Source organism: Saccharopolyspora rosea (genome assembly GCF_025643595.1).
Classification (GTDB): domain Bacteria; phylum Actinomycetota; class Actinomycetes; order Mycobacteriales; family Pseudonocardiaceae; genus Saccharopolyspora; species Saccharopolyspora rosea.
Genome location: NZ_CP102826.1, coordinates 2,580,019 through 2,598,763, shown reverse-complemented (window position 1 = coordinate 2,598,763; position 18,745 = coordinate 2,580,019). Strand labels below are relative to the sequence as shown.

The 18,745-nt window shown below is 72.0% G+C and carries 21 protein-coding genes; 9 read left to right on the top strand and 12 right to left on the bottom strand.

Annotated elements, in window-relative coordinates; all coding sequences use genetic code 11:
* Positions 1-4 precede the first annotated feature (4 nt).
* Both NV263_RS12030 and NV263_RS12025 read left to right on the top strand, forming a co-directional pair.
* Positions 5-982 (top strand): aldo/keto reductase, encoded by a 978-nt coding sequence (locus tag NV263_RS12030; RefSeq protein WP_263253061.1) that lies wholly within the window; start codon positions 5-7, stop codon positions 980-982.
* A 122-nt stretch (positions 983-1,104) separates the two neighbouring features.
* Positions 1,105-1,974 (top strand): helix-turn-helix transcriptional regulator, encoded by an 870-nt coding sequence (locus tag NV263_RS12025; protein WP_263253059.1) that lies wholly within the window; start codon positions 1,105-1,107, stop codon positions 1,972-1,974.
* Between the two features lie 49 nt (positions 1,975-2,023).
* Here NV263_RS12025 and NV263_RS12020 read toward each other — a convergent pair whose 3' ends face one another.
* Positions 2,024-2,881, bottom strand: coding sequence for an SAM-dependent methyltransferase (locus NV263_RS12020; RefSeq protein WP_263253057.1), 858 nt, complete (start codon positions 2,879-2,881; stop codon positions 2,024-2,026).
* Positions 2,882-3,134: 253 nt separating this feature from the next.
* Between NV263_RS12020 and NV263_RS12015 the strand changes: the two genes are divergently transcribed.
* From NV263_RS12015 to NV263_RS12000, 4 genes are all read left to right on the top strand, one after another.
* Positions 3,135-3,515: a hypothetical protein gene (locus NV263_RS12015; RefSeq protein ID WP_263253055.1), complete on the top strand. Its 381-nt coding sequence runs from the start codon at positions 3,135-3,137 to the stop codon at positions 3,513-3,515.
* A gap of 39 nt (positions 3,516-3,554) precedes the next feature.
* A complete protein-coding gene (locus tag NV263_RS12010) occupies positions 3,555-4,211 on the top strand; it encodes a WXG100 family type VII secretion target (protein ID WP_263253053.1) in 657 nt (218 codons plus the stop codon).
* Between the two features lie 17 nt (positions 4,212-4,228).
* Positions 4,229-4,585, top strand: coding sequence for a YbaB/EbfC family nucleoid-associated protein (locus NV263_RS12005; RefSeq protein ID WP_263253051.1), 357 nt, complete (start codon positions 4,229-4,231; stop codon positions 4,583-4,585).
* Between the two features lie 346 nt (positions 4,586-4,931).
* The gene (locus NV263_RS12000; protein WP_263253049.1) at positions 4,932-5,264 is read left to right on the top strand and encodes a hypothetical protein; all 333 of its coding nucleotides are present in this window, start codon (positions 4,932-4,934) and stop codon (positions 5,262-5,264) included.
* Positions 5,265-5,512: 248 nt separating this feature from the next.
* On the opposite strand, the gene NV263_RS11995 is transcribed toward NV263_RS12000, so the two are convergent.
* Together NV263_RS11995 and NV263_RS11990 are read right to left on the bottom strand one after the other, a co-directional pair.
* Positions 5,513-6,019: a DUF2505 domain-containing protein gene (locus tag NV263_RS11995; protein ID WP_263253047.1), complete on the bottom strand. Its 507-nt coding sequence runs from the start codon at positions 6,017-6,019 to the stop codon at positions 5,513-5,515.
* 14 nt (positions 6,020-6,033) lie between these two features.
* The gene (locus tag NV263_RS11990; RefSeq protein WP_263253045.1) at positions 6,034-6,507 is read right to left on the bottom strand and encodes a DoxX family protein; all 474 of its coding nucleotides are present in this window, start codon (positions 6,505-6,507) and stop codon (positions 6,034-6,036) included.
* Between the two features lie 129 nt (positions 6,508-6,636).
* On the opposite strand from NV263_RS11990, the gene NV263_RS11985 reads away from it, so the two are divergent.
* Positions 6,637-7,125, top strand: coding sequence for a hypothetical protein (locus NV263_RS11985; RefSeq protein ID WP_263253044.1), 489 nt, complete (start codon positions 6,637-6,639; stop codon positions 7,123-7,125).
* A gap of 345 nt (positions 7,126-7,470) precedes the next feature.
* Positions 7,471-7,701: a hypothetical protein gene (locus NV263_RS11980; protein WP_263253042.1), complete on the top strand. Its 231-nt coding sequence runs from the start codon at positions 7,471-7,473 to the stop codon at positions 7,699-7,701.
* Between the two features lie 274 nt (positions 7,702-7,975).
* On the opposite strand, the gene NV263_RS11975 is transcribed toward NV263_RS11980, so the two are convergent.
* From NV263_RS11975 to NV263_RS11935, 9 genes are all read right to left on the bottom strand, one after another.
* Entirely contained in the window at positions 7,976-9,427 is a 1,452-nt protein-coding gene (locus tag NV263_RS11975; RefSeq protein ID WP_263253040.1) for an amino acid permease, read from the bottom strand.
* A gap of 48 nt (positions 9,428-9,475) precedes the next feature.
* Positions 9,476-10,477, bottom strand: a complete 1,002-nt coding sequence (locus tag NV263_RS11970; RefSeq protein ID WP_263254167.1) for a proline racemase family protein — start codon at positions 10,475-10,477, stop codon at positions 9,476-9,478.
* Positions 10,477-11,394, bottom strand: coding sequence for a dihydrodipicolinate synthase family protein (locus NV263_RS11965; protein ID WP_263253039.1), 918 nt, complete (start codon positions 11,392-11,394; stop codon positions 10,477-10,479). Before NV263_RS11965 ends, NV263_RS11970 begins: the two co-directional genes overlap by 1 nt.
* Positions 11,394-12,797, bottom strand: coding sequence for an FAD/NAD(P)-dependent oxidoreductase (locus tag NV263_RS11960; RefSeq protein ID WP_263253037.1), 1,404 nt, complete (start codon positions 12,795-12,797; stop codon positions 11,394-11,396). Before NV263_RS11960 ends, NV263_RS11965 begins: the two co-directional genes overlap by 1 nt.
* On the bottom strand, positions 12,794-13,105 hold the full coding sequence (locus NV263_RS11955; protein WP_263253035.1) for a (2Fe-2S)-binding protein: 312 nt from the start codon (positions 13,103-13,105) through the stop codon (positions 12,794-12,796). The genes NV263_RS11960 and NV263_RS11955 overlap by 4 nt, the downstream gene beginning before the upstream one ends.
* Positions 13,102-14,265, bottom strand: coding sequence for an NAD(P)/FAD-dependent oxidoreductase (locus NV263_RS11950; protein WP_263253034.1), 1,164 nt, complete (start codon positions 14,263-14,265; stop codon positions 13,102-13,104). The genes NV263_RS11955 and NV263_RS11950 overlap by 4 nt, the downstream gene beginning before the upstream one ends.
* A gap of 128 nt (positions 14,266-14,393) precedes the next feature.
* The gene (locus NV263_RS11945; protein WP_263253033.1) at positions 14,394-14,990 is read right to left on the bottom strand and encodes a helix-turn-helix domain-containing protein; all 597 of its coding nucleotides are present in this window, start codon (positions 14,988-14,990) and stop codon (positions 14,394-14,396) included.
* Between the two features lie 210 nt (positions 14,991-15,200).
* Positions 15,201-16,394 (bottom strand): GDSL-type esterase/lipase family protein, encoded by a 1,194-nt coding sequence (locus NV263_RS11940; protein WP_263253031.1) that lies wholly within the window; start codon positions 16,392-16,394, stop codon positions 15,201-15,203.
* Between the two features lie 51 nt (positions 16,395-16,445).
* The gene (locus tag NV263_RS11935; protein ID WP_263253029.1) at positions 16,446-17,015 is read right to left on the bottom strand and encodes a TetR/AcrR family transcriptional regulator; all 570 of its coding nucleotides are present in this window, start codon (positions 17,013-17,015) and stop codon (positions 16,446-16,448) included.
* Positions 17,016-17,169: 154 nt separating this feature from the next.
* Here NV263_RS11935 and NV263_RS11930 point away from each other — a divergent pair, with 154 nt between their 5' ends.
* On the top strand, positions 17,170-18,744 hold the full coding sequence (locus NV263_RS11930) for an FAD-dependent oxidoreductase (protein WP_263253027.1): 1,575 nt from the start codon (positions 17,170-17,172) through the stop codon (positions 18,742-18,744).
* Position 18,745: the final 1 nt, after the last annotated feature.

Genomic DNA, 18,745 nt, shown 5'->3' with positions numbered 1-18,745 from the left:
GACTGTGCAGCACGTCAAGCTGGGAGATCTGGAGGTCTCCCGCATCGGCCTGGGCGCCATGGGGATGTCGCACGGCTACACCGGAGCCGGCAGCGACGACGCCGAGTCGATCCGCACCATCCACCGGGCGCTCGACCTGGGCGTGAACTTCCTCGACACCGCCGAGATCTACGGACCGTTCACCAACGAGGAGCTCGTCGGCCGGGCGATCCGGGGACGCCGCGACGAGGTCGTGCTGGCCACCAAGTTCGGCCTGGTCTCCCACGCCGGCGGCGGCCCGCGGCACCTGGACAGCAGCCCGGCGAACATCCGCACCGCGGTCGAGGGCTCGTTGCGGCGGCTCGGCACCGACCACATCGACCTGTACTACCAGCACCGCGTCGACCCGGACACCCCGATCGAGGACACCGTCGGGACGCTCGCGGAACTGGTGGCCGAGGGCAAGGTCGGCCACATCGGCCTGTCCGAGGCCGGGGTGGGCACGATCCGCCGCACGCACGCGGTGCACCCGGTCACCGCACTCCAGTCGGAGTACTCGTTGTGGACCCGCGATCCGGAGGACGGGGTGCTGCCGCTGCTGCGGGAGCTGGGCATCGGTTTCGTGCCCTACTCCCCGCTGGGGCGCGGTTTCCTCACGGGCACGATCCGCTCCACCGACCACTTCGACACCACCGACTTCCGCGCGACGAACCCGCGCTTCACCGGCGAGAACTTCCGGCGCAACCTGCGCATCGCCGACGAGGTCGTCGGCGTCGCCACCGAGGTCGGTGCCACCCCGGCGCAGGTCGCACTGGCCTGGCTGCTGGCCCGGGGCGAGGACATCGTCCCGATCCCGGGCACCAAACGCGTCGCCCGGGTCGAGGAGAACGCCGCGGCCGTCCGGGTCGAGTTGACCACCGAGCAGCTGGCCCAGCTCGACGCCCTCACCCCGGCCGCCGGCACCCACCACAACGAGGAGCAGATGCGGCTGATCGGCCGCTGACCGGCGACCGGTCCGTCCACACAGGACCGCGCCCCCGCACGGCCGGCCGGGGGCGCGGTCCGGCCACGACGCAGGTCACACGCGCTGCCCGGCGGGCCCGGGGTACTGCCACAATGGACGGCATGACCAGGCAGGACCACGGCAGCGGTGTCGAGCTGGGACGCTTCCTGCGGGCGCGCCGCGCCCGGGTCGCCCCCGCCGACGTCGGCCTCGCACCCGGCCCGGGCCTGCGCCGCACGCCCGGGCTGCGCCGCGAGGAACTGGCCGGGCTCGCCGGGATCAGCATCGACTACTACATCCGGCTGGAGCGCGGCAGGGAGACCCGCCCGAGCACGCCGGTGATCGACGCCCTCGCCCGCGCCCTGCTCCTCGACGAGCAGGAGCACGAACACCTGCGCGACCTGGCCGCGCGCGCCGCCCGCCCGCCCCTGTCCCCGCCGAGGGCACCCGACCGGACCCTGCCACCCGGCGTCGGACAGCTGCTGGAGAGCTTGCGGCCGAACCCCGCCTACGTGCTCGGCCGCACGGGCGACCTGCTCGCGTGGAACCCGGGCGGTCTGCGGCTGCTCGCGGGGATCGACGACTGGCCCGCCGAACGGCGCAACACCATCCGCCACCTCTTCCTGCACCCCGCCGCCCGCGAGCTCTACGAGCACTGGGACGACCAGCTCCGCGGCTGCGTGGCCCGGCTGCGCGCCCTGGCAGGCATCGAACCGGACGCCCCGGACGTCGTCGGCCTCATCGACGAACTCCGGGACGCGAGCCCGGAGTTCGCCCGCCTCTGGGAGTACTACGACATCAAGGGCCGCGCCCACGGCCGCAAGAGCTACCGCCACCCGGACGTCGGGCGACTCACCCTCGGCTACCAGGGCATGGAACTGGCCGGCACCCCGGGACACCGCCTCGTCGCCTACCACGCCGAACCCGGCACACCCGACCACGACGCGATGGTCCTGCTCGACCTGGCCCCCGCCGAGCACCCGGCGCGCTGACGCTGACGCACGAGGTGCCACCACGCGCGAAGATCGCAACGACAGGCTCTCAGGGCTTGCGGCCCACTGCGGCGAGAGTGGCGCTGGCGGCGGGTTCGATCGACTCCTGCTGGTCGGGTCGCCATTCCGGGACCCAGACCAGGCCCGGTTCGACCAGCTCGTACCCGTCGAGCAGCGCGGCGAACTCCGCGCGGTCGCGGAAGTACCCGGGATTCGGGGTGTTGGCGTAGAGCTGCTCCAGGATGCGGCCCTGCTCCAGCATTTCCGCCGTCACCCCGTCCACGGTCAGGTGCGACATCGCGAGGAACGAGCCCGACGGCAGCGCGTCGCGGTAGCGGGCCATCAGCTCCACGGGGCGGTCGCCGGGGCCGATGAAGTGCATGGTCGCCACGATCAGCAGGCCCACCGGCCGGGAGAAGTCGATGAGGCTCCGCGTGACCGGCGAACCGAGGATCCCGTCCGGGTCGCGCAGATCGGCCTGCAGGACGTCGGTGCGCGTCCGGTCGGGGTCGGCCGAGTCGAGGATGGCGGCGGCGTGCCGCACGGCGACCGGTTCGTGGTCCACGTAGACCGTGCGAGCCCGCGGGTTCGCCTGCTGGGCGACCTCGTGGACGTTCCCGACGGTGGGGATGCCGGACCCGATGTCCAGGAACTGGTCGACGCCCTGCTCGCACAACCACCTCACCGCGCGGCGCAGGAAGGACCGGTTCGTCACCGCGAAGGTGCGGACGAACGGGACCTGTTCCAGGACGCGGGCGCCGAACTCGCGGTCGACCCCGAAGTTCGAACTACCGCCGAGGTAGTAGTCGTACGCCCGAGCGGCGGAGGGCCGTTTCACGTCCACCTCACCGGATTGGACCGGCGCCGCATCCGGCGCGGTCCTGGGGAACTGCGGAGAATCCGGCATCGTGCCTCCATTCGAGCGATCCGCGCGGACGAGCCCGAACGGCACGCGGACCCCAAATCGTCACCAATCGCCGTGCAGCATAGCCGCCCTCGCCCCGCCGCCGCGCGCCCCCGGACCGCATCATCCACAGTGGACTTCCCAGTGCGCCATCCCGTACTCCATCCGGGTAATGAGCAGTCATGCGGTGATCTACCCGCGGACGCTCCGTTACCGTGATCGAGGCACGGGGAGGACGGCTGCAATGGGGGCGGGGATGGACGAGTCGATCAGGAACAAGTACGACGTCATGGTGGCGGCGTCGCGCAGAATTCGCGAAATCGCCGACACCATCACGCTCGGGGGCACGGACTTCCCGTCCGCCGCGGCCCTCGAAGACGCGGTGCCACCCCCGACCGGCGAACAAGCCGTCACCGATCCGCTCGAAACGGTGCACATGCAGATCGCCACCCAGGTCAGACGCCCTTACCGGAGCGCGTCGGAGGCGGTCGACAGGTTCATCAAGGCTGCCGGCGAGGCCGCCGAGGAGTTGTCGGTCAACGTCAAGAGGTCGGCCGACGAATACCTGGCTCGCGAAGAACGCGCCGCCCAGGGGTTCGTCCGTCTCCGGGGCGAGCTGGGCGAGCCGCCCCGTTGACCAATTCGTATTCACCGAAACGCCATGCGCGGAGTTGACATGCGAAACCCCCTCGACCACGTCTCCGGCGACTTCTGGAAAGTGACGGGAGATCTCGACAACGTGGTTCGCGTCCTCCCCGAACCCGGCCCGGGCCAGCGGATCAACCCGATCACCGGACAGCTCGTGGCCATCCGGGAGATCGACATTCAGGAGATCAGGAAGGTGGCCGACGAAAAATGGGGAAACCCTGATCGAGAAGGAAGCCTCAGGCATGCCGCCGAGAGTGCTGCGTTGGCGATCGACTCCGTCGGGTCCTACATCTCCGAAGGCTGGGACGGGCAGGATTTCATCGCGTTCAGAACACAACTCGACTCCCTCAAGGATGCGATCCACAAGCTCGTCAGCCCCGCTGAAGAGATGTCGAAGGCGCTTGAACAGCTCGCGAAAGCACTGGAAACGACGATCACGGAGACCATCACGACAATAGCCGGGTTCGGTGGGGTCATCTCGGCACTCGCCGGTGTCGCGGGCAGCCTGGCCATCTTCCCGGACATCACCGTCACCAAGATCGCGGCACTCATCGCCGCGATCCTCACCGCCATATTCAGCGTCATCGGACTGGCCAACGCCATCATGAAGGGCGTCGAGCAAAGGCAGACGGCGGTCGACGGGGTGGTTCGGGAGTGCACCGAACTGCTGGGGGTCCTGAAGTGAGTCGGGAAGAAGGAGAAATGGACGCACAGCACCGCATCGAGGAATCGATGCAGCGGCTCGGCCGAACCCTGGAGAAGGCCCGGCAGGATCCACGGGCGGTCATCGACGGTGCGTTCAGAGGTACCTCTCCTTCCGGCGCCGTCACGGTGTGGGTGGATTCCCTGGGACGGCTGGAGCGGGTCCGGATAGAACCCGGTACGTGCGGGGACTGCAACGAGACCCACCTGGCGGACGAACTCCGGGCCGCGAACGCCGCCGCGCGGCGGGCCGCGGAGGAGCTGGATTTCGAGCAGACCGGCGATCGCGTCGAAACCCGCTCCGACGAGGTGAACGAGGACGAGTTCTTCGAGGAACCCGACAGCTTCCTGCAGTAGCTCGCCCTGGACTCGTCAGTCGCCCGGAACGAGAGGACGTGCGGTGTCGGAGCTGACCAACGCGGTTCGGATAGCAGCAGGAGTGGCTGCCGCGTGCACACTCGTTTCCTGCGCCGCTGCACCGCCCCCTGCTCCGGGGTACCGCGAGCCGCCGCCCGATCCGTGCGCTCTCGTCCGACCGGAGACCGCCGTCCGGCTGGTCGGCTCCACCGAACCTCAGCGCAGCGGCTACCAGCCGCCGGACCGCGACGCCGGCAGCGGCATCGGTTCCCAAGCTTGCGAATGGCGCAACATCGGGTTTGCTGCCGCTCCCGAGTGGGGCAGGACGGCATCGGTCGTCCTCAGGGTGGACGTCGCGCTCAACCTTCGGCAGGACGGCTCGCCTGATGCGGGGCTCGCGAAAACCGGCACCGACCTGCAGTTCCGCGACAAGCGGATGCAGGCACCTCCCCCCGGCCTGGGGTTGGGCGACCAGTCGGGGCAGCTCTACCACGAACGCCTCGGGCTCCAACGGGCCGTGTTCTACTTCCGCGAAGCCAACGCCGAAATCACGATCTCCTACCAGGGCATGGGCTCCCACGACGACGGCAGCGACGTCCGGAGACCGCCCGAAGAACTGGAGAGGACCGCCCACGACGTCGCCGCCGAGGCGCTGCAACGACTCGGGCCGCCCCGGTGAACCGGCACGTGACGCGAAGAGCGGGGTCCGGATCGGCGCACGCGAGCGGCCCGGGAGGTGTGTCGACCGCTGAGTGCCCGTCTGTGAAACCTGCTCCCGGAACAGGCGTGGCAAGCGGCGCCAGCCGCCTTCTCTTTCGGTGAGCGGTCTCGCAACCGGCACCGCCGCTGGGGTTGGGCCACCGGCACCGCCTCGCACAACGTGCTCTGGCGAGTCCTGACGTCCTCTGAGGACTGTGGCGGTGGTCGTCAGCGCCGGGAGAGCCAGTCGACGGTGAACCGGTGCTCGCTGTCGAGCAGCCCGCGCACTTCCCCGGCGAAGAGGTCTTCCAACTTGCCCCCGACGAACGGGACGTCGACCCGGACGTCGCCCTCCACGACGTGTTCGCAGGCGCGTTCCTCCGACGGCAGGTCGCGCAACCGCTGCGCGGCCGTGATCGCGTTCGGCACCACCGCGGCACCCGCCGTCACGGTGCCCGCGAAGCTCCCGTCGTCCTGGCGGTGCCACTCCTCGCGCCGAGCGATCACCAGGCGCCCGCCGACGATCGGGCGCGCGATCGACGGGATGACCTCGGCGCGCACCGCCTGGTTGATCCGGAAGCGCGCGCCGCTCTCGGTCACCGCGTGTTCGACCAGTTCGTTGTCGCCGCCGAGCGCGCGGAGTCGTTCTTCCAGGTAGTCGCGGTCCACCAGGACCTCGAACACCTGCTCGGCGGACCAGCCGAAGGAGCTGCGGTACTCGATGCCGCGGGACATGCGGACAGGCTACGTCAGCGGCGCCGGGCCGCCCGGGACGTCAGCAGCGCGTCCAACGACCACGCCCCGCCGCCGACGATGAGCAGGAAGACCAGGCCGAAGAACTGGCTCAGCTCGGCGCGGGCGTCGCTGGCGTACTGCCAGAACCCGTGGTGGATCAGCACCGGGACCTTGGTGAACACCTCCGCACCCACCATGTCGATGATCATCGGGATGGTCGCGAGCCTGGTCAGCAGCCCCAGGATGATCAGCACGCCGCAGCCGATCTCGAACGCGCCGTCGAGGTAGGCCCACGCCGCCGGGTCGGGCAGCGGCGTCTGGGTCGCGAAACGTCCGGGCCCCAGCTTGGCCGGGAACAGGAACTTCTGGATGCCCTCGGACAGGAAGATCGCGCCCACCACGATGCGGATCAGCACCACCGCCGCTGGTGCCGTGGTGCTGAGCAGGCGCGGACGCACCCTCTCCTGGCTCTCGGTGGACGTGGTCATCGTCGCCCTCCCCTCCACGCGCTCGGTCCCCATCGGGATACCCGCACCGGGCGCCGCCTCCCACTCCGGGACGACCGGTCCCCTCCGCTCGCGTCCGCACCGGGACGGGTACGGTGCTGGCGGGAGGGCATGATGACTCAGCGCGCCAGGAACGCCGTGCGGCTCGGTGGTCGGGTGCTCGCCGTGGTGCTGGTGCTGCTGGCCGCCGGGTGCGGTCGGGAGTTCGGCGAGACGGGGTCCCAGCAGCGGCACGGTGTGAGCACGTCGCTGGCCGACCTGCAGACCAAGATCACCCTGATCCGGCACGACCCCTGCTACACCCGCGAGCCCCACACCGTCTACCGCGACTGCGCGGGCCGCTACATGACCCAGCTGCGCAACGTCGGCCTCGCCGCGCGAGGGGATGTCTCGGACCAGCCCGCGGTCGCCGAGCACGTGAACCCCCTGGCCACGACCATCGTGAACACCACGGCCGACTTCACCGCCCAGCGGTGCGACGCCCAGACCTCGGACCCGAACCGGTGCGCGGCCGATCTCCGCACGATCAACACGAGCCTGGACGACCTCGCCACCACGCTCGGCCGCCTGCCCGCCCCGGCGACGACCTCGCACCCCTGAGCGGCGGCGCCCCAGTCCGGCGGAAAACCCGGCAGCGAACCGGAAAATCGATCAACGGCCGTTCGTTCGCCAGCTCCGTGGCCCTCCCCGTCGCACGGCCCCGGGGAGTTCGGGGGCGGGGCCGGGCAGACGACGCGTGACCGCCGGATCCGGTTCGTCGCACCCCCAGATCGCTGGTGCGACGGTCCGTTTGCGCCCCTCTGGTGCCGTTCACCGGGAAGTCAACGAGGGGTTTCCCTCCGCGCTCGGTGATCGGTCGGTCGCAGGTGCCCGCTCCTGCGTAGCGTCTGCTGCGACGACATCGGTCGTCAGTTGAATCCGAATCCAAGTCATAAGGTGTTTTTCATGCGAGTTCGCAAGAGCGTTGCCGCACTGACTTTCTGCGCCAGCGGCGCCACTGTTGCCCTGCTGGGCGCCGGTACCGCGCTCGCCGCGCACGACGTGGCTTACGGGCCGTTCGCCAACCAGGACCAGTGCGGCCAGGCTCTGATGGACCACTCCAAGGACCCCGGCTTCATCGGTGGCCAGTGCGAGCCCAGGGCGGACGGCGAGTACGCGGTCATCACCTACAAGTGAGCCAACAGGTTCCGGCGAGCACTCCCGTGCGCGCACGGCCGGTGAAACACCGTGCTGCCGTGAACATCGGGGAGGACGCTCGCAGCGGGAACCTGTGAACGCGAGCGGGCGGGGGCTGCGGCGCGCACACCATCCCAGCGGTGCAGAGCTCCCGCCCGCGCACCGCTTTCCGCGGGGTGATCTCGAACATCCCGCCCGCTGCCACGACGAACCCGCCACCGCGGCCCTCCGAGTCCGATGTAGACGCTCGTCCGGCGGGTGTCCCCCGCGCCGTTCATCGCACGCGCGCCTTCGCGCGTTCCGCGGAACGCCGGTAGCCGAACAGGAAGTAGACCACCAGCCCGAGGACCATCCAGCCGCCGAAGCGCAGCCAGGTCACCGGCTCCAGGTTGGTGATCAGCCACAGCGAGAAGACCACCCCGATCGCGGGGACCAGCGGCACCAGCGGGGTGCGGAACGTCCGGGGCTGGTCCGGCCGGGTCCGGCGCAGCACCACCACCGACACGGCCACCAGCACGAACGCGGCCAGGATACCGATGTTGGTCAGCTCCGCCGCTTCCCCGATCGGCAGGAACCCGGCGATCAGCGCCGAACCGACGCCGACGGGCCAGATGACCCTGGTCGGCACCTGCCGCTTCGGGTGGTTGCGGGCGAAGTAGGCCGGCAGCAGGCCGTCGCGGCTCATCGCGAACCACACCCGCGACACCGCGAGCATGTTCGCGAACGCCGACGTCGTGATGCCGAGGATGCCGCCGACCGCGACCACCGTGCCCAGTCCGGCCAGGCCCACCGAGGCCAGCGCGCTGGAGAACGGGCTCGCGGTGTCGATGTCGCGGTAGTCCTGCATGCCGACCAGCACCAGGCACACCAGCAGGTAGATGACGGCGGCGATGCCCAGCGACACCACGATCGCCTTGGGCAGCAACGTCTTCGCCTGCTTGCTCTCCTCGGCGGCCGCGCTCATCGCGTCGTAGCCGTACACGGCGAAGAACACCGTCGCCGCACCGGTGACCGCCCCGCCGAGCCCGAAAGGCAGGAACGGGCTGTAGTTGCCCGCCGCGAGGTGGAAGGCGCCGGCCACCACGACGACGCCGACGATGACGATCTTCAGCACCACCAAGACCGTCTCGAACCGCGCCGACTCCCGGGTGCCCCGGGACAGCACGAACGCCAGCAGCAGGCACAGCAGTGCCGCGAACAGGTCGACCCGGTGCCCGGCACCGGTGCCCGAAGCGCCCAGCGACCAGGCGGGCAGGTGCAGCCCGACCTGCTCCAGGAGGTAGGCGAAGTAGCCGGACACCGAGATCGCCACCACCGCGACGATCGCGGTGTACTCCAGCAGCAGGTCCCAGCCGACCGCCCAGCCGACCACCTCGCCGAGCGAGGCGTAGAGGTAGGTGTAGGCGGAGCCGGATCCCGGGACCATTCCGGCGAATTCGGCGTAGCACAGCGCGGCGGCCGCGCTGGCGACGATGGCGATGAGGAACGACAGCAGGACCCCGGGCCCGGCGTGGTCGTGGGCTACGACGCCCGCGAGGGAGAACACCCCGGCGCCGACCAGGCCGCCGAGGCTGAGCGCGACCAGTTGCCACAGGCCCATGCTGCGCTGGAAACCGCCGTGCTCGGGTTCGTCGGAACCGATCGGTTTCAGCCGGAACATCCCGGAGCGGGAGAACAGCCGTCTCCTGCTCGTTCCGGCGTCGTCCACCCGGTTGATCAGGGACATGTCGGCCCCTTCCGGTGAGTTGGGAGGAACAGCTGGCAGCGGCCGGGTTCAGAGGGTGAACCCGGCGGGGAACGGATCCGCGGGATCCAGCAGGTAGTTCGCCGTCCCCGTGATCCAGGCGCGGCCGGAGAACTCGGGCACGACCGCGGGCACGCCGCCGACGCTGGTCTCCGCGACGAGCCGACCGGTGAACCGGGTGCCGATGAACGACTCGTTGACGAACTCCGCTCCGATGGCCAGTTCGCCGCGCGCGTGCAGCTGCGCCATCCGCGCGGAAGTCCCGGTGCCGCACGGAGAACGGTCGAACCACCCGGGGTGGATCGCCATCGCGTTGCGCGAGTGCCGCGCGGTGGAGTCCGGGGCGACGAACTGCACGTGCTTGCACCCGGCGACCAGTTCGTCCACCGGATGCCGCGGCCGGTCGTGCTCGTTGACCGCAGCCATGATCCGCAGTCCGGCGTCGAGGATCTCGTCCTTGCGGGACCGGTCGAACGGCAGGCCGAGGTCGTCGAGTTCGACGATGGCGTAGAAGTTGCCGCCGTAGGCCATGTCGTAGCGGACCCGCCCCAGGCCCGGCACCGGCACTTCGGCGTCGAGTGCGACCGCGAACGAGTCGACGTTGCGCAGGGTGACCCGTTCGGCCGTGCCGTCGCGGACCGCCACGCGCGCTTCGACGAGCCCGGCTGGGGTGTCCAGCCGCACCGCGGTCTCCGGTTCGGTGACGGGCACCATCCCGGTTTCCACCAGCACCGTGGCGACCCCGATGGTGCCGTGCCCGCACATCGGCAGCATACCGCTGACCTCGATGTAGAGCACGCCCCAGTCGGCGTCGGGACGGGTGGGCGGTTGCAGGATCGCGCCGCTCATCGCCGGGTGTCCGCGCGGTTCGTCCACCAGGAACCGGCGCAGGTCGTCGAGGTGCTCGATGAAGTACCGGCGCCGCTGCGCCATGCTGTCGCCGGGGACCGGCCCCACACCGCCGGTCACCACCCTGGTCGGCATCCCCTCGGTGTGGGAGTCGACCGCGCTGATCGTGCGGACCGAGCGCATCACGCACGCTCCCGGAGCGCGGTGATCGCGCGGCGCATGTCGGCCAGGACCTGGTCGCGGTGTTCGCCGACCAGCGGTCCGCGCGGCGGGCGGCACGGACCGCCGTAGCGACCGACCTGTTCCATGCCCAGCTTGATGGCCTGCACGAACTCGGTGCGCGAGTCCCAGCGGAACGCCGCGACCAGCGGTTCGTACAGCGCGCGGGCCTCGGCGAGCTTGCCCGCGGTCGCCAGTTCGAACAGTTCCACCGACTCCGCCGGGAACACGTTGGGGAAACCGGCGAACCAGCCCGTGGCGCCCATCAGCAGGCTTTCCAGCACGACGTCGTCGGCGCCGCCGATGACCTCCAGGTCCGGTGCCAGTTCCTTGATCTGCAGCACCCGGCGGACGTCGCCGGAGAACTCCTTGACCGCCACCACGTTGTCCAGCCGGGCGATCTCGGCGAGCAGGTCGGGGGTGAGGTCGACCTTGGTGTCGATCGGGTTGTTGTAGACCATGATCGGCAGCCCGACCGAGTTCACCGCCTCGTAGTGCGCGAGGATCTCCCCGCGGTTGGCCCGGTACATCGTCGGCGGCAGGCACAGCACGCCGTGCGCGCCGTCCTCGGCCGCGAGTTCCGCCCAGTGCTTGGCCTGGTGCGCACCGACGCCGTGCACGCCGACGATCACCACGCCGTCGGATCCGACCGCGTCGACGGCGGTCCGGGCGGTGCGGCGGCGTTCCTCGTCGGTCAGCGAGGAGTACTCGCCCAGCGAGCCGTTCGGCCCGACCCCGCGGCAGCCGTTGTCCACCAACCACCGGCAGTGCTCGGCGTAGCGGTCGTAGTCCACCGCCAGCCCCGCCGGGGCGGCGGCGTCCTCGGTGTAGGGCAGTGCGGTGGCGACCACGACTCCGCCCAGCCCGACGTTGTTGCCCATCAGCGCTCCTCCTCTTCCGCCGTTGCCGAGGCCAGTTCGCCCAACCGGACCGGCTGCGCGATCGGTCTCGCGTGCCCGAACGCCTCTTGCCCACCGGACCTGCGGGCCAGTTCGGCGACCGCGCCGCCGCACATCCGCGCCTGGCACGGTCCGAGTCCCGCCCTGGTGGCGAGTTTGACCGCCCGCGCACCGGAGCCGCCCGGTTCGGCCAGCGCCCTGCGGAGATCGCCGCAGGTGGTCTCCTCGCAGCGGCACACCACGGTGTCCGGGTGCAGCCACTGCACCCAGCCGGGTCCGACGGGGTGGGCCCGCAGCAACCGCCGCGCGAACGCGCGTCCCCGGTCCCGGTGCCGCAGCTCGGAGCGCAGGGCGGCGGGATCGCCGCCGGCCGCGCACCAGCCGGCGATGGCGCCCTCGGCGCGGGCGGCCGGGGCGCCGGCGATGCCGGTGACCTCCCCGGCCGCGAACACGCCGTCGGTGCTGGTGCGCTGGTCGGCGCCGACCGCGACGAACCCGTCGCGCAGCGCGCACCCGGCCGAGACGAACAACTCCAGCTGCGGGACGAATCCGTGGCCGACGCACACCGCGTCCACCGCCGTGGTGCGCTCCGTTCCCGGGACGGGCGACCAGTCGGGCCGCAGCCGCGCGGTCACGACTTCGGCCACCCGACCGTCGCCGCGCGCGGCCACCACCGCGCGGCCGGTCCGGTACGGGGTGCGGTGGCGCAGCAGGTCCCACGCGTGTTCGGCGAGTTCCCGTGCTTTCGCCGCGTGCGGGAGCAGTTCCCACGGCCGACCGGCCCAACCACCGGCCACTGTGGACACCGGGTTGGCTTCGAGCACCTCGACGACGTGCGAGCCCGCCTCCATCAGCGACGCGGCCACCGGCAGCAGGAACGGGCCCGTCCCGGCGACCACCACGCGGTCGCCGAGGACGACCCGCTCGCCCTTGGCGAACGCCTGCGCGGCGCCCGCGGTGCACACGCCCGGCAGGTCCCAGCCGGGGAACGGCAGGACCCGGTCGTGCGCCCCCGGGGCGAGCACCAGCGCGTCCGGTTCGACGACCTCGCGCCGCCGTCCCTCGCCGTCCACTCCCCCGCGCAGCACGTGCACCCGGGGCGGCCCGGCGTCGCGCTGCTCCAGCGTCCACACCGAAGTCCGCGGCCACCACGTGCACCGCGGATGCCCGAGCACGGCGCGGCGCTGCCGGTCGAACGCGTTCCAGCCGTGCTGCACGCGCTGCGGATCCCGCGCGGCGTACGCCTCGGGGAGCATCCGGTGGTACTGCCCGCCGGGCTGGTCCGCGGAGTCGAGCAGGGTCACCGGGGCGCCCGCCCGCAACGCCGCCTCGGCCGCCGCCAGCCCGGCGGGTCCGGCGCCGACCACCAGCACGTGGCGGGTCATCGGCCCGTCTCCGCCCGCGACTGGGTCCGCACGTCGTCGCCGTCCTGCGCGCGGCGGCGGCACGCCCGCACGTCGCGCTCGCCGTTCACCGCGACCAGGCATTCGAAGCACACGCCGATGCCGCAGAACACGCCCTTGCGGGCGCCCGAGGCGGCGGTGCGCCACGTCTGCCGCCCCGCGCCGAGCAGGACCCCGGCGATGCTCTGCCCGGCGATGCCCTCCACCGGGTCGCCGTCGACGGTGATCCGCAGCGGGACGTCCCGCCTGCCGGTGCGGTCCTGGTGTTCGGGGACGAGTCGTGGGCTCACTTCGCTCCTCCTGCGCCGAGAACTCCGGGTCGGTCCACCCGGAACGGGTCGACGTCGATGTCGGGGGCGCGGCCGCGGATCAGGTCGTGCAGCACGCGCGCCGTTCCCACCGACAGGCCGATGCCCGCGCCTTCGTGCCCGGTGCCGTGCCACAGGCCCGGCAGGCGCGGGTCCGGGCCGATCACCGGCAGGTGGTCCGGGACGTACGGGCGGAACCCGCCGTAGGCGCGCATCACCGGAACGTCGGCCAGGCACGGGAACAGCCGCAGCGCGCGGGACGCGATCGCGGACAGCACGTGCGGGCGGATCCGGTCGTCGAAGCCGACCTGGCGCCGCGAGGAACCGAGCAGCACCGTGCCGCCCCGCGTCGACTCCACCACCGCCGAGGTCTGCAGCTGCGCGTCGCTGCTGCCGACCGCGCCGACGTAGTCGGCGTCGTAGACCTTGTGGAACACGGTGGGCGGCAGCGGGGTGGTGACGAGCACTTCGCCGCGCCGCGGCCGGACGTCCACCGGCGCGCCGAGCGCCGCCGACACCGCGCCCGCCCACGGCCCGCACGCGTTGACCACGGCGTCGGCGTGCAGATCGCCGCGCGAGGTGCGGACTCCGGCGATCCGGCCGCCCCGGACGATCGCCGCGGTGACCTCGCACCCGGTGCGCAGCCGGGCGCCCGCGGCCATCGCGGCCGACAGCAGCGCGGTGGCCGCGGCCACCGGCTGCACCTGGGCGTCCTCGGGGTAGTGGTAGGCCGCGGTGACCTCGCGGGTCAGGTGCGGTTCCGCGGCGGCGAGTTCGGCCGCCTCCAGCGGCTCGGCGGCCACCCCGGCCGCGCGCTGCTCGGCGGCGAACGCCGCGAGATCGGCGGCGCCGGTCTCGGTGGTGGCGACGACGATGCCGCCCTTCGGGTCCCATTCGACGCGGTCGGCGTCCAGTTCCGCGAGCACTTCCGGCCACAGCCGCCGGGACAGCTGCGCCAGCCGCAGTTCCGGACCGTCGCCCTTGTCGGAGACCAGGACGTTGCCCTCGCCGTGCGCGGTCGTGGCCCCGGCCGGGCGGTGGCGGTCCACCACGAGCACCTCGAACCCGCCGGCGGCGAGTTCGCGGGCGCAGGCGGAGCCGACGATGCCGGCTCCCAGCACCACGATGCGCGTTCCGCTCATCGAACCCCACCGTTCTTCGAAACGAACGGTCGGAGGTTAGGACTCGCGCCATCGGAGTGTCAACGGTCACACCGGATTCGCCGGTGCCGCCACCGGCCCCCACCCGCGACGAGTTCGAAGACGGGCCCTCACTCGCCGAGCAGGCCGTGCCGCCCGGAGAGGTCGAGCCGGTTCCCGGGCCGGTACTGCAGCAGCAGCACCGAGCGCACCGGGCCGTCCAGGGCGGTGTAGCTGTGCGGCTGGGTGGCGTCGAAGGCCACGCAGTCGCCCGGACCGAGATCGGCGGTGCCGCCCTGCACCTCGACCCGCAGCCGCCCGGCCTGCACGATCGTGTGCTCGGTGCCGACGTGCCCGAGCGACCGCTGGCTGCCCTCCGCCCTGACCTGCTGGTCGTAGACCTCCACGATCGCGTCGTCGAGCTCGATGCGGCGCAGCATCCGCAGGTCGACGGCCTCGCCGCTGAGCACGTCGAGCTCGGCGGCGCGCACCACGGTCATCCCGGTGTCCCGGCTGGTGTCCAGCAGTTCGGAGATGGGCAGCTCCAGCGCCCGGGACAGGCTGAACACCGTCTCGATCGTGGGGTTGCCGGCCCCGGCCTCCAGCTGCGACAACGTCGACTTGCCGATCGAGGAGCGGCGCGACACCTCCGACAGCGACAGGCCCCGCTCGACCCGGGCGCGCCGGAGGTTCGCCGCCAACGTGTCCCGCACCGACTCCGTCTCCACCGGGCGCTCCTCTCCTGCGGTCGTTCTGCGAAACGAACGATTTGCCCGCGGATTCGTTCGTTTCGCTGATCGTAGCGCCGCGGCACGTCGCGTCGCCCGCGGGCGGCGGCACACGGAGTCGACCTTGCCGCCGGGCGAAACGGACGGCTAGAGCATCGACCCCGTCGGCGAGCGGCCCGCACCAGCCGTCCTGTCCCGAGTGGCGGACGATCACGAGGTCGCGCGGCCGCGGTCGGCGAACGGTCCGCCGGGACCGAAGGCCAGTTCGGCGAAGCGTTCGCCGATGCGGCGGTGCGCGGCGGCGTCGGGGTGGAGGTCGTCGGGCAGCGGCAGTTCGGCGGAGTCCGCCGCGCCGTAGAGCTCGCGGCCGTCGAGGTGGTGCAGGTTCGGATCGTCGGCAGCCCGCTGTGCGGCGATCCGGGCCAGCTCGTCGCGGATGACGCCCAGCGTCAGCTTCCCGGCGGCGCGCTCCGCCGGATCGCCCGTGGCCCGGAACCGCAGCTGGCCGCTGCGCAGGGCGCTGAAATCCGGCGCGCAGGGTCCGGGCGTGTCCTCGTGGATCGGGCAGTGCAGCGGCGAGATGACCAGCAGCGGCGTGTCCGGATGCCCTTCGCGGATGGTGTCGAGGAAGCCGTGCACGGCCGGGGTGAAGGCGCGCAGCCGCATCAGGTCGGCGTTGACCAGGTTGATGCCGATCTTGAGGCTGATCAGCTCCGCCGGGGTGTCGCGCAGCGTGCGGGCGGTGAACGGGTCGAGCAGGGCGCTGCCGCCCAGTCCCAGGTTGATCAGCTCGACGCCGCCGAGGCGGGCGGCCAGCGCGGGCCAGGTGGTGGTGGGGCTCGCGGCGTTCGAGCCGTGGCTGATCGAACTGCCGTGGTGCAGCCACACCGCCCGGCCCGGGTCCGGTGCCGGTTCGACGGGAGCATCGGTGCGCAGCGCGACGAGTTCGGTGGTCTCGTCGTGCGGCAACCAGATCTCGACGTCCTTGGCGCGGTCGGGCAGGCCGGTGAAGCGCACCGTGCCGACCGGTCCGGGCTGGACCTCGGAGGTGCCGGTGGTCATGTCGATGTGCAGCACGTCGCCGCCGGTGATGCTGCCCTGACCGGCCGGGCGACCGTCGACGAGCAGGTCGTACACCCCGTCGGGACGGGGCGGCACACCCGCGTAGACCCGTTTGGTGGGCACCGCGTCCAGTTCGACCACCGTGGCCCGGGTGCGCAGCACCAGCCGCACGCCGGAAGGTTGCGACTCCGCCATGGCCAGCTGCCCGTCCGCGCACTGCGCACGGGCCCACGCGGGCAGCCGGTGCGGCAGCACGCCGCGTTCGGTGCGCTGCACATCGAGCGCGCCGCGCAGCAGGTCCGCGGTGATGGCGGTGGTGATCGAGGGGTGTTCGGTGCGCATCGTCCCAGCCTGTCGGTCGGTCGGTTGTTCGGTTCGCCGCTGTGCCGCGGGTCAGGGCGCGGGCCAGTTCCGCAGCAGGGAGTCGAGGGCGTCCAGGATCCGCGACCAGGTCTGCTCGGTGTCCGGGGCGCTGTGGTCGAATCCGCCGCCCAGCTCCAGGCTCACGTAGCCGTGGAAGACGCTGCCCAGCAGGCGGACCGCGTGCGTCTGGTCCACCCCGGTCAGGTCGTAGCCGCGCAGGATCGCCCGGGTCAGCTGCGCGTGCCTGCCTCCGGAACTGGCGGCGGCCGTCTCCGGGTCGAGCCGGAGCTGGGCCGCGGCGTAGCGGCCGGGGTGCTGCCGGGCGTAGTCGCGGTAGACGTTCGCGAGGGCGATCAGGGCGTCCTTGCCCGCGCGTCCGGCCAGCGCGTCGGCGGCGCGGTCGGCGAGTTCGTCCAGGGCCAGCAGCGCGATCCGGGTCCGCAGGTCCTGGGAGTTCTTCAGGTGCGAGTACAGGCTGGCGACCTTGACGTCGAACCGCCTGGCCAGCGCCGAGACGGTGACCTGGTCGAAGCCGACCTCGTCGGCCAGTTCCGCGCCCGCCCGCGCCAGGCGTTCCGCGGACAGTCCCACCCGTGCCATATCCCTCCTCCTGATTCCCGAAGACCATTATGCACTTGCCTAAATTAATTAGGTTGTCCGGGGTCGTCGAGCGGCGAGATGAACCGGCTGGAACGGCGGAACGCCGAGCGTTCTCCTGGTTTCGCGGCGCGTCACGCGGGCAAAACCCCGTGGGGTGAGGCTTGTCGTCGACCTGACGCGGTGCCAGGGGTACGGGCAGTGCGCCTTCGCCGCACCCGACGTGTTCCGGATGCACGGCAACGAGGGACTGCTCTACGAGGGCAATCCCGACGACGCGCAGCGCGAGGAGGTCGTGCGGGCCGCGGCCAGCTGCCCGGTCCGCGCGATCCTGTTGGACGAGGGCGTTCCCGGCCCCGGCCCGGCTGTCGAGTCGCGGCAGGCGGTGCAGCGGGTCGTGGTCGTGGGCGCCTCGCTGGCCGGGCTGCGCGCCGCTCACGCGCTCCGGCGCGAGGGGTTCTCCGGGTCGGTCACGGTCATCGGCGACGAGCCGCACGAACCCTACGACCGGGTGGCGTTGTCGAAGAACGTCCTGACCGGGCGGGTTCCGGCGCAGCGGACGGCGTTGCCGGGCAGCGCGGGCCTCGACGCGGAATGGCTGCTGGACCAGCGGGCCACCGGGCTGGACCGCCGCGCCAAGCACGTCGTGCTCGCCGACGGCCGGACCGTGGACTTCGACCGCGTGCTGATCGCCACGGGCGTGCGGGCCCGGCGCTGGCCGAGGGCCGACGAGGCGGCGCTGGACGGCGTGTTCACCGTGCGCACCCGCGACGACGCGGCCGGTCTGCGGCAGTGGTTGGCCGCGGAACCCGCTCGCGTCCTGGTGATCGGGGCCGGGTTCATCGGCTCCGAGGTCGCCTCCGACTGCCGCGAGCTGGACCTGCCGGTGACCGTCGTGGAGCGCGGACCGACCCCGTTGGCGGGGGCGCTGGGTGCCGCGATGGGGCGCGTGGCGGCCGATCTGCAACGCGAGCACGGGGTGGACCTGCGCTGCGGGGTGTCCGTGGAGGAGCTGGAAGGCGACGGTCGCGGCCGGGTCTGCCGCGCGCGCCTGTCGGACGGCAGCACCCTGGACGTCGACGTGGCGGTGGTGGCCCTCGGCGCGGAGCGCAACGTGGAATGGCTGGACGGCGCCGGTCTGGCCGCGGGCCGGTGGGGCGTCGCCTGCGATGCGGGATGCCGCGCCTTCGACGTGGACGGCGTGGTCACCGACGACGTGTTCGTGGCCGGCGACGTGGCCCGGTTCCCGCACCCGCTCTACGACTACCAGTTGCTGGCGCTGGAGCATTGGGGCAACGCGGTCGACCAGGCCGAGATCGCCGCGCACAACATGGTCAGCCCCACCGCGGACCGCTGGGCGCACCTCGCATTGCCGGTGTTCTGGTCCACCCAGTTCGGCACCGAGATCAAGTCGATCGGCGTGCCCACGTTCGCCGACGAGGTGGTCCTCGCGCAGGGCTCCCCCGCCACCCGGCGCTTCGTCGCCGCCTACGGGCGGCGCGGCCGGATCACCGCCGCGGTGGCCTTCGACCAGGGGATGTGGCTGGAGTTCTACGGCAGGTTGATCGAACAGGCCGCGCCGTTCCCACCGGACTTCCCGGCCGTCGACGCACCGCGGACGCGCCGGCCGGTGCCCGCCGAGATCCACCAGCACGCCCTGCCGCACCAGGCCACGGTCGTGCTGACCGGACACGCACCGAGCGAACGCCGCGCGGTGTTCGTCCGCGACTGAA